This is a genomic window from Trinickia sp. Y13 (assembly GCF_029522115.1).
Lineage (GTDB): Bacteria > Pseudomonadota > Gammaproteobacteria > Burkholderiales > Burkholderiaceae > Trinickia.
Window position 1 is genome coordinate 308,745 of the sequence record NZ_JAKWFK010000005.1, and the last position, 12,238, is coordinate 320,982.

Sequence of the window (12,238 nt, forward strand, 5' to 3'; positions counted from 1 at the left end):
GAAAGAGAGCGGGGCGTTCGCTCGCGGCTGCGGCCCTGGATCGAGTAGCGCCGTAGCCGCGCGACGAGCGGATCGCCTAAGCGGGCAGGGCGAACCCCGAGATCGCTTCGCGCAGCACGTTCGCCTGGTCTTTCAGCGATTGCGCGGCAGCGGCGGCTTCTTCCACCAATGCTGCGTTTTGCTGCGTGACTTTATCCATTTCGCCGACTGCGCGGTTGACTTGCTCGATGCCCGCGCTTTGCTCGCGGGATGCATGGCTGATTTCTTCTAGGATCTCGTTGACGCGGCGCACCGATTGCACGATCTCGCCCATGGTCGAACCGGCGTTGGCCACGAGTGCGGCCCCTTGATCGACCGTATTGGTCGACGATTCGATCAACGCCTTGATTTCCTTGGCGGCCGTCGCCGAGCGTTGTGCGAGGCTGCGCACTTCCGAGGCGACGACGGCAAAGCCCCGGCCCTGCTCGCCGGCACGCGCGGCTTCGACTGCCGCGTTCAGCGCAAGGATGTTCGTTTGGAACGCGATGCCGTCGATCACGCCGATGATGTCGCCGATCTTTTGCGAGCTCGACGTGATCTCGCTCATCGTGCGCACGACATCGTCCACCACGCTGCTGCCGCGCGTCGCGACATCGGCCGCTTGCTCGGCGAGCTTGGCGGCTTGCGAGGCGCTGTCGGCGTTCATTTTGACGTTGGTCGTCATCTGATCCATGCTCGACGCCGTTTCGACGAGCGCGGCGGCTTGTTGCTCCGTGCGTTGCGACAAGTCGGTGTTGCCGGCGGCGATCTCGCTTGCGCCGACGTTGATGTTCTCGGTGCCCGAGCGCACGCGCTTGACGGCATTGGCGATACCCGACTGCATGTGCGCGAGCACGGCCATCAGGCTCGTTTCGTCGTCGTGCCGAACGGGGATGTGTCCCGTCAGATCGCCGTTCGCGATGCGCTGCGCCGTGGCGGCCGCCACCTCGAGATCGCCGCCCAAAGCACGCCGCACGCTGCGCAGGACCAGCACCATCGCAACGGTGGCGAGCGTGCCGAGCACGCCGATGATCAACACCCAGCGAATCACGTTCGAGACGAATGCGGCGTTGACGTCGTCCATGTACATACCGGTGACGATCACCCAATCCCACGGCGCGAAGCGCAGCGCGTACGACAGCTTCGGCACGGGCACGTCGCTGCCGGGCTTGGACCAGAGGTAGGGGACGAAACCGCCGTGTTCTTGATTGCCTGCCTTGACGATATCGAGGAACAGATGATTGCCCGCGGGATCGGTGAAGCCGGACAAGTTCTTGCCGACCAACTGCGGCTTGATCGGATGCATCAGCATGACCGATTGCGAATCGTTGATCGAATAGTAGCCGTCCGTGCCGTAGCGGAGCATGCCGATCGTTTGCAACGCTTGCTTCTTGGCGTCTTCCTCGCTCATCGCGTGCTGCTGCGCGGCGTCGTAATAGTGCTGCGCGACGCTATTGGCTTCTTGCACCAGTGCCACGAGCCGGTCTTTTCGGTCGTCGATCATCGATGCGCGGTTCTGCCAAACACCCGCTACCGCGATCAGGATGAGTCCCGCCCACAGGACGGCGATCATCGAGCCGAGCTTTCGATTCAAAGTCATTTTCTGCATTACGTCGCTCACGAAGGGTCGATCTGTCAATCAACGGCTTCGTCTGAGCAAATCCCCGAAGCCGCGCGTACCCGGTTTAACGACGTCGCGTTTCAAGGGGCGTAGAGGGGGAAACCCTGATCGGAGGGTGCGTGGGGCCAACTGTCGCGGGCTGCCGCGCCATGCCGCGGCGTTGCGCCGCGTGCCGAGGGGCGGCTTGCGCTTACGTCTTACGTTTTACGTTCGCGACGGATTCTTGTCGGGCGGGCCTTCGGGCCGCTGCGGCTCGTCGTTATGGTGGCCCGGCGCGGGAGGCACCACCGGCTCGCCTTCCGGATCGCGCGTGGGATCGGCGAGGGGGTCGGGAATCGGTGCGGTGTGCATGCGATAGTCCATTGTCTTATGCGTATCGATAAAGGTGACGAGGGGATCAATACAAAGGATAGCGGCGTCACTCCTTTATAGGCCATCCGTCAGTGCGCTGCCTGCCGTTTGTGGCGCGGGCGGATGTCATTGCGCCGCGCTTCCGAAGCGAGGCTGCGAAGCATGTGCTGTGCCTGAGGCGATGCGGGCACGTGGGGCAGGTGGGGACGGGCCACCGCCTAACCGCCGATTGCGAGCGTGGCGGGCAGGCGTGCCGCCAACATATCGATGGCGATGCGTACGCGCGTGGGCAAGTGCCGCGTGCGCCGCCATGCAAGGTTCACCTCGATGCGCGGCCCGGAAGCGTCGGGCAGCAATGCGACCAGCGATCCCGCTCGCAGATCGTCCGCGATCAGCCAGCAAGGCAGCCGCGCGATGCCCGCACCGGCCTTGATCGCAGCGACGATCGTTTCGAGGTCGTCGAATCGAAGCCGATGCCTCAGCGTGACCGTGCGCATCGTCCCGGTCTGGTCGCTGAGCGGCCACGCGACGTCGCGGCGGCCGGACGCGTACAACACGCCGTGATGCCCGTCGAGCTCGGCCACTGTACGCGGCGTGCCGTGGCGCGCCAAATAGTCGGGGCTGGCGCACAGCCGCATCGTCTGATCGCCGAGTTTGCGTGCGACGAAATCGGCCGGCGCGTTGCGCAGCGCGCCGCTGCGCACGACCAGATCGACATTCTCGTCGACGAGATCGACCACCCGGTCCGTCAAACTCATCTGCAGCTCGAGCTTTGGATAACGCGACGCCAGTTCGAGCAGCACCGGCGCGACGCACAAGCGGCCGAACAGGACAGGGGCGCTCACGTGCAGCCGGCCCTGAGGCGATAAGCGCGCATCGCTCAACGCAGCTTCGCCCGCATCGAGTTCGGCCAGGGCCCGTACGCAGTGATCGTAGAACGCCTGCCCATCCGCCGTCAGCGTTTGTTGTCGCGTGGTGCGCAGAAAGAGCCGGGCGCCCAACCGCTCCTCCAAGCGCGCGATGCTCTTGCCCACCGCGGAGCGCGTCAACCGAAGCCGCTCGGCCGCCAGCGAGAAACTGCCCGCCTCGGCCGCCTGAACGAATATGGCGATGCCTGTTAAACGGTCGGTCTTGATCGAAGGGCCTCGGGTCATCGGTGCAAGCCTGATTGCAGGTCAGATCGATTGGTGCTAGCAAGTCTACAATGAAACGAATATTTGCCGTCACTGGAGACATTTGATCGTCAGTATGCTTTCTCTCCATCGACTTTATGGGAGATGACGACATGACGGCTTCAAAGCGTTCGACGATGAAAAGATGGACGGTAACCCGTCCCGGAGCCCAGCATCTGACGCTCGAGACGGTGCCCGTTCCAACGCCTGGCGAGCATGAGGTGCTGGTTCGCATCGGCGCGGTTTCCCTGAACTACCGCGATCTCGGTGTCATCGAGGGCGACGACGGCGCTGCCATGCCGTTCCCTTGCACGCCGGGATCGGATTTTTCGGGCAGCGTGGTTGCGATCGGGGGGCGGGTCACGCGTTTTCGCGACGGAGACGACGTGCTCGGTACGTTTTGGGCCGGATGGCTCGACGGCGACTGGCCGTCGACGGCCCGCGTGCTCGGCGGCTCGCTTCCGGGCGTGCTGGCGCAGTACGTCGTGCTGCATGAGGACTGGCTCGTTCATGCACCGCGCACGCTCGATGCCGCGCGAGCCAGCACGCTGCCGTGCGCGGGTTTGACGGCGTGGTTCGCGCTCGTCGAGATGGGCCACGTGCACGCGGGACAGACCGTGCTGATGCAGGGCACCGGCGGCGTGGCCTTGTTCGGTATGCAGATCGCCCGCGCGCATGGTGCGCAAGTGATCGTCACAACCGGCAGCGAAGAGAAACGGCGCGCGGTGTTGGATCTGGGCGCATCGTATGTCATCGACAGAAACGCGCACCCGCAATGGGAACTATTGGCGCGCGATTATTCGAACGGGCGCGGCGTCGATCACATTTTCGAGCTCGCCGGGGGCGAGAACCTCGCCGCGTCGCTGCGCGCGCTGCGCCAGGGCGGGCGCATCTCGCTGATCGGCGTGCTCGGCGAGCAGACGATGACGTTTCCGAGCGTACCGTCGTTCTTGACACGGCCAGTGATTCAAGGGATCGGGGTGGGGCATCGGCGCGCGCTGGAAGATCTCGTGCGCGCGGTGGACGCCACCGGCCTGACGCCCGTGATCGACGCACGCTACGCCTTCGAGCAATTGCCGCAGGCGCTCGCGCATCTGAAGCGCGGCGCCTTCGGCAAGCTCGTGATTGAGTTGCGCTGATCAGCGCTGTCGTTGCAGGTCGGCATGGGTGTCGACGTCGGCGAGGATCCCGGCATCGTCGACTTCGACCGCTGCGACATCGTTTGCTTCGAGCAGCCGCCGCGCGCCGATGTCGCCGTCGAGCGCGGACAGCGCCGCGCGATGCATCGCGCCGAAGCCGACCGGATGCCCGCGGCGGCCGCGGAAGACCGGCGCGACGATCGATGCGCCGGCATCGACGCGGCGCGCCAGCGCTTCGATCGTGGACGGCGCGATCCAAGGCATATCGGCGAGCGCAACGATCCAGCCTTCGGCGTCGGCGGTCGCGCGCACGCCGGCAGCAAGGCTTGCACCCATGCCACGCTCGGCATCGGTGGAGAAGAAGACGTTGCAGCCCGTATCGTTGAGCGCTTGAGCGAGCGCTTCCGCGCCCGGCCGCACGATGGCGATGACGTTGGGCATCGTCGCGAGCAACGCATGGGCTGCCGCGCATGCAACGGGCGTTCCGTCGGGCAGCGGCGCGAGCAGCTTGTTCTGCACCCCGGCCGGATCGAAGCGTGTGCCGCGGCCCGCCGCGAGCAGTAGCGCCGTTGTGGATGAAGCGTAGGTCATGGGGCCATAGGCTCGTCGCTGACGAAGCAGGTGCTATAGGTTAGACGGTTGCGCTTTGTAGCACTTTGTCGAGCGTGATGGGCAGGTCCCTCACGCGCACGCCCGTCGCATGATAAACGGCGTTCGCGATCGCCGCCGGGACGCCGGTGATGCCGATCTCGCCGATGCCGCGCGCGCCGAGCGAGTTGAAGTGCGGATCCGGCACGTTGAGCACGCTGACGTCGATCGTCCCTACATCGGCATTGACCGGCACGTGGTATTCGGCCAGATTCGCGTTGACGAAGCGTCCATAGCGGGCGTCGAGTTCGCTCGCTTCCTCCAGTGCGGCCCCAAGTCCCCATACGATACCGCCCATCAATTGGCTCTTGCCCGTTTTTTCGTTGAGCAACCGCCCCACGTCGTAGACGGCGACGATGCGCGGCACGCGAATGGCGCCGAGCGCCTCATCGACATGCACTTGCGCGAACACGGCGCCGAACGAATGGAACGAATATCGACCGGTTTCGTCGCCGCGCTTGGCGGTCACCTGCGCTTCGATGGGGTGGCCGCCATTGCGGGCGATGACGGCGGCGGCCGGATCGCGGCGCGAAGCATCGGTGCGGCTGACCACCCAGCCCTCGACGACGGTTACCTCGTTTACAGGCATGGCATGCAGCGGCGAAGCCGGATCCGCGCAGGCGGTGGCGATCAGGTGCTGCCGTGCCTGCGTCGCGGCTTCGCGCACGGCGGGCGAGACGCTCGCCACCGATTGCGATCCGCCGGACACGGGGGCATGCGGTAACGTCGAATCGCCGAGGGCGAAGCTCACGCGCTCGAGCGGGAACCCCAGCGCGTCCGCGGCGACCTGCGTCATGACCGTGTAAGTTCCGGTGCCGAGATCCTGCGTGCCGGAGGCCACCACGGCGGTGCCATCGGGCATGATGCGCGCAAACGCTGCGGCTTCGCTGCGATGTCCCGGATAGGTCGCCGTCGCCATGCCCATGCCGATCAACGTCGTGCCGTCGCGCATCGATCGAGGCGCAGCTTGACGCTTCGACCAGCCGAAGCGTTCGGCGCCCAGGCGATAGCATTCGCGCAGTTGCTTGCTCGACCAAGGTTTGCCTTCCTGCGGGTCGATCTCGGCGTAGTTCTTCAGCCGTAATGCGATCGGATCCATCTTCAGCGCGACGGCGAGTTCGTCGAGCGCCGATTCGAGCGCGAACGAGCCCGTCATTTCGCCGGGCGCGCGCATGAACGTAGGCGTGCCGACGTTCAGCGGCACGAGACGGTGCGAGGTTGCTAGGTTCGGGACTTCGTAAAGCATTCGCGTCAGGACGCCCGAGGTTTCGGTCCAGTCTTCGAACGTCGATGTGTTCGAGAACGTCGCGTGGCGCAGGCCGGTGAGGGTGCCGTCCTTGCGCGCGGCAAGCGCTAGATGTTGCTCGGTATGGGGCCGCCCGCCCACGGGGCCGAACATTTGCGGACGCGTGAGCGCGAGGCGCACGGGCCTGCCGACCTGGCGCGCCGCCATTGCGCAAAGCGCGACATGGGACCACACCGAGCCTTTGCAGCCGAAGCCGCCGCCGACGAATGGCGAAATGATGTGTACGTCTTGTGGGGCGATGCCGAGAAACGTCGCCACGGCCCGCTGCGCGTTGGCGACGCCTTGCGTCGTGTCGTAAAGCGTCAGGCGCGGACCGTCCCACGAGGCCATCACCGCGTGAGGCTCCATCGGATTGTGATGCTCCATCGGCGTGGTGTAGACGGCGTCGATGCGCACGGCGCCGGCGCGCAGCCCTTGCTCGATGTCGCCGCGCTCGGTGTCGGCTTTGCCGCCGATCATCGAGGCGGGCGCATGCCCAAGCGCTTTCGCTTTCGAGAAGTCGAGGTTGGGCGAAGCGCGCTCGTAGACGACGCGCAGCTTCGCCGCCGCATCGACGGCCCGTTCGAGCGTGTCGGCGACGACCACGGCGATCGGCTCGTTGTCGTAGCGGATCTCGTCGTCCTGCAGCAGCGACAACTGGCGTTGCGCGGGCGGCGACACATTGGGCCGGCCGCCCTGGGGCAAACGCGGCGCGTTGCGCGAAGTCATGACGTGCAGCACGCCCGGCATGGAATCGGCGCGCGAGGTGTCGATCGAGGCGACCCGTCCGCATGGGATCGTGCTCGTGACGAGCACGCCATGCGCGAGGTGGGCCGCGGGAAACTCGGCGGCATACTGGGCGCGGCCCGTCACTTTGAGGACGCCGTCGGTGCGATCGAGCGGTTGACCGATCGTGTTCATGCGGGTGCTCCGGTGACGCCGGCAGGCTCGCGGCCCGCGGCAACGTTGACCGCGCGTACGATGGCGCGCTCGGCGAGCGCGACCTTGAAGCGATTGCCGTGCTGCGGCCGGGCATCGCGCATCTGTGCGGCGGCCGCTTCGCGCAGGGTTTCGTCGTCTAGCGTTCGCCCTATCAGCACGTTTTCGGCGATGCTCGCGCGCCACGGCTTGTGCGCTACGCCGCCGAGCGCAATGCGCGCCGCTGCGACTTTATCGCCTTGCAACTGCAGCGCCGCGGCGACGGAGACGAGTGCAAACGCGTAGCTCGCGCGGTCGCGAATCTTCAGGTAAAAGGCGCGATCGGCGAGGCGGGAAGGCGGTAAATCGACCCCCGTGATCAATTCGCCGGGACGCAGCGTCGTATCGACATCGGGGCGATCGCCGGGCAAGCGATGAAACTCGCCAATCGGTATTTGCCTCGCGCCGTCGGGGCCGACGACTTGAACGTTCGCATCGAGGGCGGCGAGCGCCACGCTCATGTCCGATGGGTTGACGGCGATGCAGTGTTCGCTCGCACCGAGAATCGCATGCAGGCGCTGATAACCGTCTCGCGCCGCGCAGCCGCTGCCGGGCGCGCGCTTGTTGCAAGCGGCGAATGTCGTGTCGTAGAAGTAATGGCAACGCGTGCGCTGCATGAGGTTGCCGCCGATCGTCGCCATGTTGCGCAGTTGCGCCGATGCACCGGCCAGCAGCGCTTGCGTGAGCAACGGATAGCGTTCGCGCACGAGTGTGTGATTGGCCGCGTCGCTGTTGCGCATCAGCGCACCGATACGAATGCCGCCGTCGGGCAGGGCGCGCACCGCATCGAGTCCGTCGTCGCGCAAGTGCGTGATATCGACGAGCTTCAACGGATGTGCGATGCCGCCTTTCATGAGGTCGAGCAGGTTCGTGCCGCCGCCGATGAACGCCGTCCCGGGCTCGCGCGCCGCCTTGACCGCATCGGCTATGCTGGTCGCGCGTTCGTAAGCGATTGCCTCCATGCGTGACTCCTTGCGTCGTTAGCCGCGCTCATGCACGATGCGCACCGCCGCCACGATGTTCGGGTAGGCGCCGCAGCGGCACAGATTGCCGCTCATTCGTTCGCGGATCTCATCGTCGGTCAGGGCGGCGGGTCGAGTGCGAACGTCGGCCGTGACGGCGCTTGCGGCACCGGCGCGAAATTCGTCGAGCAGCGCGGTGGCCGAACACAACTGCCCCGGCGTGCAGTAACCGCATTGAAAGGCATCGTGCTCGATGAAAGCGCGCTGCAAGGGGCTCAGCGTCTGTCCGTGAGCGAGTCCTTCCACCGTGGTGATCGATTGGCCTTCGTGCATCACGGCGAGCGTCAAGCATGAATTGATGCGGCGGCCATCGACGAGCACTGTGCAGGCGCCGCATTGCCCGCGATCGCAGCCCTTCTTCGTCCCCGTGAGGCCCGCGTATTCGCGTAGCGCGTCGAGCAGCGTGACGCGCGGCTCGATCTGAAGCTGGTAGGGCTTTCCGTTGATCGTGAGCTTCACGGCGCGCGCGGGCGGCGCTGCGTGGGCTATGGGAGGCGGCACGCTCTGAGCCATCGGCGGTACCTCTGCGGATAAGTGCGGCGCTGCGCCGACGGTGGCGGCTGCCGCAGCGGATTGAAGAAAGCGGCGACGCGCCAAGTTTGGCGTGCGCGGCAGGTCATCGGGGGCGGCGGGCTTGGACATGGTCGATGAGCGAAGCTTCGGATCGAAGGCGAGCAATCGCGATGCCCGCATCGCAGTGCCGGTTGTCGCGACTTCTCGCGTGCCGCCGCGCCGAGGGACGCCATGCAAGCGGGTGGCGCGAGTCTGCGCGCGTGGCGGCGCGCGCTGCGTGTCCGATTGTTATAGCAGCTAGCGCGAAATTTGCCGGGGAGGGGAGGGACGAGGCGGCGAGGCCACCGCCCGGATGTCAATCGATGCCGTGGAAGACCGCGTCGTCCGGCCCGAGGAATGCCGGCGGGCGCCAAGCCGCGTCACGCATCGAATGCTGAACGAGATGCTCGACGCCGAGCAGCACCGCAAAAATGGCCATGCGGATGGGGATGCCGTTATCGGTTTGACGAAAAATCGCTAGCCGCGGGTCGTGGTTCAGATCGGTGCATAGATCGTTCGCGCCGGGGCGGCTGTCGCGCGGCAACGGATGCATGATCAGCGTGTCGCGGCCGCACGTTGCATCGACCAGCGCTTGGTTGATTTGAAATTCCGGCGTGTAACCTTCGAACGATTCGTCAGTGAAGCGCTCTTTTTGGATTCGCGTGGCGTAGACGACATCCGCACCCCGAAGCCCCGTTGCTAGATCGTTCGATTGCTCGATCACGTGGCCATTGCGCGAGATCTGATCGACGATATGCGCAGGCATCTCGAGCGCGGGCGGCGAGATCAGCGTGAACTTGAGCCCCCGGTACAGGGCGAGCAACTTTACGAGCGAATGAACCGTGCGACCGTATTTCAGATCCCCGACGAGCGCAATGTGGGCGCCGTCGACGATCTTGCCGAGCCGCGAGAATTCGCGCTGAATCGTATAGAGATCGAGCAGGGCCTGGCTTGGATGTTCGCCGGGGCCATCGCCGCCGTTGATCACGGGCAGGTTCGTCGCTCGCGCGAACTCGGCGACGGAGCCTTGCTCCGGATGCCGCACCACGAGTGCATCCACATAGCCGCTCATGACGCGGCTCGTGTCGTAGATCGATTCCCCTTTGGCCATCGACGAAAACGTGAAGCCGGTCGTGTCGCAAACCGATCCGCCCAATCGGCAGAAGGCCGCACCGAACGATACGCGCGTGCGCGTGCTCGCTTCGAAGAACAAATTGCCGAGCACCGCCCCCTCGAGCACGCGCGAAATCTTCTGGCGCCGCGCGATCGGCTGCATGACATCGGCCACGCGAAACAGCGCCTCGACCGATTCGCGCGAAAACTGATCGACCGAAAGAAGTTGCGGTTTGCCCTCGAACAGGATTTGACCCGCAAGCGATGGTGGATGTGCGCGATGCGTATATTCGCCGCTCTGCGTGCCGTGGACGACGATTTCCGAGACGAAGCGCTCGACGATCTCCGGCATGGAGCGCGATTCCTGCGAATCCTCGGGCAGAAGCCAGGTATCGAGCGCGCGCCGGCTAACGCCGATGCGGTTGGCGAACGCATCGCGTGTCATGTTCATGCGGCGCATCGCGTCGCGCAGGAAGGCTTGCTGGGGAACGGTCATAAGCGGCCTCGATGAGGGGGGTGTGTGCGCGCTGCGTATAGTACTTCGTCCGACGCGGAAGTCAAGGAAGCACCCGCAAAAATGTTGTCGTCGCGCTGGATGACCGTGTACACTCGGCCGGATGGAAACGAACCCCGTTTATTTTTCGTCGGTTGTAGCGACCGCGGTGCGCGCTGTATGCAGCGACGCCCCGGCGTTTGCCGTTTCCAAAGCCAAAAAACAGCCGCACGTCTGACCGGTGCGCTGTGCCGTCGGACGCGCGACGGGACAGCAACACCGCCTTCTCAGTTTTTCTAGCCTGCCCGGCGCCTTCCCTCGGTTTCGATTCGGTCTTGTCACGAGGTGAAGTTATGTCGATTTTTTCCGGTATCTGGATTCCGCTGGTCACGCCGTTTACCGCGGGCGCTGTCGATCATCGCGCGCTTGCCGCGCTGGTCGAACGCTATCGCGACGCGGGCGTCGCGGGCTTCGCTGCGCTCGGCACGACGGGCGAGCCGGCGGCGCTTTCGGGCGAGGAGCAGGACGCCGTGCTGGCGACTGTGCTGCGTGCGGCCGAGGGCTTGCCCGTGGTGGCCGGTGTCGCGGGCAACCGGGCCAGCGCGCTGCGCGAGCGGGTATTGAGCCTGAACGACGAGCCGATCGCGGGCGTGCTCGTCAGTGCGCCTTATTACATCCGGCCGTCTCAAGCGGGGCTCCTCGAGCATTTTTCGACGCTCGCCGATGCGAGCGCCAAGCCGATCGTGATTTACGACATTCCGTACCGGACGGGGGTGCGCATCGAACTCGATACGCTGCTCACGCTCGCGGGCCATCCGCGCATTCAGGCAATCAAGGATTGTGCCGGCAGCCCCGAGACCACGCTCGCATTGATTCTCGACGGGCGCCTGAGGGTGCTCGCCGGGAACGACGATGCGATGTTCGCGTCATTGTGCATGGGCGGCGCGGGCGCGATAGCGGCCGGGGCTCATGTTCGCACCGAACGCTTCGTCGCCATGTATCAGGCCTTGGCGCGCGGCGATTTGGCCGAAGGCCGTGCGATCTACCACGAGCTGACGCCGCTCTTGCGGGCGCTGGCGTCCGAGCCCAACCCTGCGCCCGTGAAGGCCGCTTTGGCCGCGCAAGGCTGGGTGGAAAACGAACTGCGCTCGCCGATGACGCCCGCGAGCGAGGCGCTCACGCGTGTGCTGGCGGATCGTTTGGCAGCGTGAGTTCGCGGTCCGGCGCAGTTGACTTGTCTAGCGCGAAGCCTTCGTCGAGCCAGCCCATGATGCCGCCGGCCATCACTTTGGCCGGGCGTCCCAATCGGGCCAGGCGGATCGCGCCACGCGTCGCGCCATTGCAGTGCGGCCCCGCGCAATAGGTGACGAACAGCGTGTCGGGCGCGTACTGGGCGAGCTTCGATCGCGCCATGCCCCGTCATCTTGTCGTCGCCGTCGCATACGATCGGCTTTGCACTTTCGAATTCGGCTGCGTCGTCGAGTTGTTCGCGTTGCCGCGCCCGAACTTGGCGTCGATTGGCGGCCGCTCGCGGGGCGCGCCTGTGCTCGATATGCTCCGGCGTGTTCGTATTGGCGGCGGCGGGCGTGCTCGATGGCAAGACGGCGACGACGCATTGGCGGTATGCCGACAAGCTCAAACTCCGGTATCCATCGGTGCGCGTGCAACCCGATACGCTCTATGTCGACGAAGGTCGAATCGTCACCGCTGCGGGATCGGCAGCTGGGCTCGATATGTTGCTGCACCTGGTGCGCCGCGACCATGGCGGTGCCGTGGCCAACCGCGTCGCACAGCGGCTCGTGGTGGCGCCGCATCGCCATGACGAGCCCGGCCGCCTATCGACAGC

10 protein-coding genes and 2 pseudogenes are annotated in these 12,238 nt (G+C 65.6%); 3 read left to right on the forward strand and 9 right to left on the reverse strand.

The annotated features are described in order from the left end of the window. Nucleotides 1–76: 76 nt before the first annotated feature. From MMB74_RS12220 to MMB74_RS12230, 3 genes are all read right to left on the reverse strand, one after another. Nucleotides 77–1,618: a methyl-accepting chemotaxis protein gene (locus MMB74_RS12220; protein ID WP_277428882.1), complete on the reverse strand. Its 1,542-nt coding sequence runs from the start codon at nucleotides 1,616–1,618 to the stop codon at nucleotides 77–79. A 225-nt stretch (nucleotides 1,619–1,843) separates the two neighbouring features. Continuing rightward, nucleotides 1,844–1,990 carry a hypothetical protein gene (locus MMB74_RS12225; RefSeq protein WP_277429001.1) on the reverse strand — a complete coding sequence of 49 codons (147 nt, stop codon included), beginning with the start codon at nucleotides 1,988–1,990 and terminating at the stop codon, nucleotides 1,844–1,846. A gap of 218 nt (nucleotides 1,991–2,208) precedes the next feature. Next, nucleotides 2,209–3,144 (reverse strand): LysR substrate-binding domain-containing protein, encoded by a 936-nt coding sequence (locus tag MMB74_RS12230; RefSeq protein ID WP_277428883.1) that lies wholly within the window; start codon nucleotides 3,142–3,144, stop codon nucleotides 2,209–2,211. Between the two features lie 131 nt (nucleotides 3,145–3,275). Between MMB74_RS12230 and MMB74_RS12235 the strand changes: the two genes are divergently transcribed. Then, the gene (locus tag MMB74_RS12235; protein WP_277428884.1) at nucleotides 3,276–4,301 is read left to right on the forward strand and encodes an NAD(P)-dependent alcohol dehydrogenase; all 1,026 of its coding nucleotides are present in this window, start codon (nucleotides 3,276–3,278) and stop codon (nucleotides 4,299–4,301) included. Here MMB74_RS12235 and MMB74_RS12240 read toward each other — a convergent pair whose 3' ends face one another. From MMB74_RS12240 to MMB74_RS12260, 5 genes are all read right to left on the reverse strand, one after another. After that, entirely contained in the window at nucleotides 4,302–4,892 is a 591-nt protein-coding gene (locus MMB74_RS12240; RefSeq protein ID WP_277428885.1) for a nucleotidyltransferase family protein, read from the reverse strand. A gap of 40 nt (nucleotides 4,893–4,932) precedes the next feature. Beyond that, complete coding sequence (locus MMB74_RS12245) at nucleotides 4,933–7,155, reverse strand: xanthine dehydrogenase family protein molybdopterin-binding subunit (protein WP_277428886.1); 2,223 nt, start codon at nucleotides 7,153–7,155, stop codon at nucleotides 4,933–4,935. After that, the gene (locus MMB74_RS12250) at nucleotides 7,152–8,174 is read right to left on the reverse strand and encodes a xanthine dehydrogenase family protein subunit M (protein WP_277428887.1); all 1,023 of its coding nucleotides are present in this window, start codon (nucleotides 8,172–8,174) and stop codon (nucleotides 7,152–7,154) included. Before MMB74_RS12250 ends, MMB74_RS12245 begins: the two co-directional genes overlap by 4 nt. Before the next feature lie 18 nt (nucleotides 8,175–8,192). Then, entirely contained in the window at nucleotides 8,193–8,876 is a 684-nt protein-coding gene (locus tag MMB74_RS12255; RefSeq protein ID WP_277428888.1) for a 2Fe-2S iron-sulfur cluster-binding protein, read from the reverse strand. A gap of 226 nt (nucleotides 8,877–9,102) precedes the next feature. Continuing rightward, complete coding sequence (locus tag MMB74_RS12260; RefSeq protein ID WP_277428889.1) at nucleotides 9,103–10,395, reverse strand: aspartate carbamoyltransferase; 1,293 nt, start codon at nucleotides 10,393–10,395, stop codon at nucleotides 9,103–9,105. Between the two features lie 350 nt (nucleotides 10,396–10,745). Here MMB74_RS12260 and dapA point away from each other — a divergent pair, with 350 nt between their 5' ends. Next, nucleotides 10,746–11,603 (forward strand): 4-hydroxy-tetrahydrodipicolinate synthase, encoded by an 858-nt coding sequence (dapA, locus tag MMB74_RS12265; RefSeq protein WP_277428890.1) that lies wholly within the window; start codon nucleotides 10,746–10,748, stop codon nucleotides 11,601–11,603. On the opposite strand, the pseudogene MMB74_RS12270 reads toward dapA, so the two are convergent. Further along, a pseudogene (locus tag MMB74_RS12270) lies at nucleotides 11,569–11,796 on the reverse strand (rhodanese-like domain-containing protein); the annotation flags it as partial. The gene dapA and the pseudogene MMB74_RS12270 sit on opposite strands and share 35 nt — an antisense overlap. A 7-nt stretch (nucleotides 11,797–11,803) precedes the next feature. Between MMB74_RS12270 and MMB74_RS12275 the strand changes: the two are divergent. Next, nucleotides 11,804–12,209 (forward strand): annotated as a pseudogene (locus tag MMB74_RS12275) (DJ-1/PfpI family protein); the annotation flags it as partial. Nucleotides 12,210–12,238 lie beyond the last annotated feature (29 nt).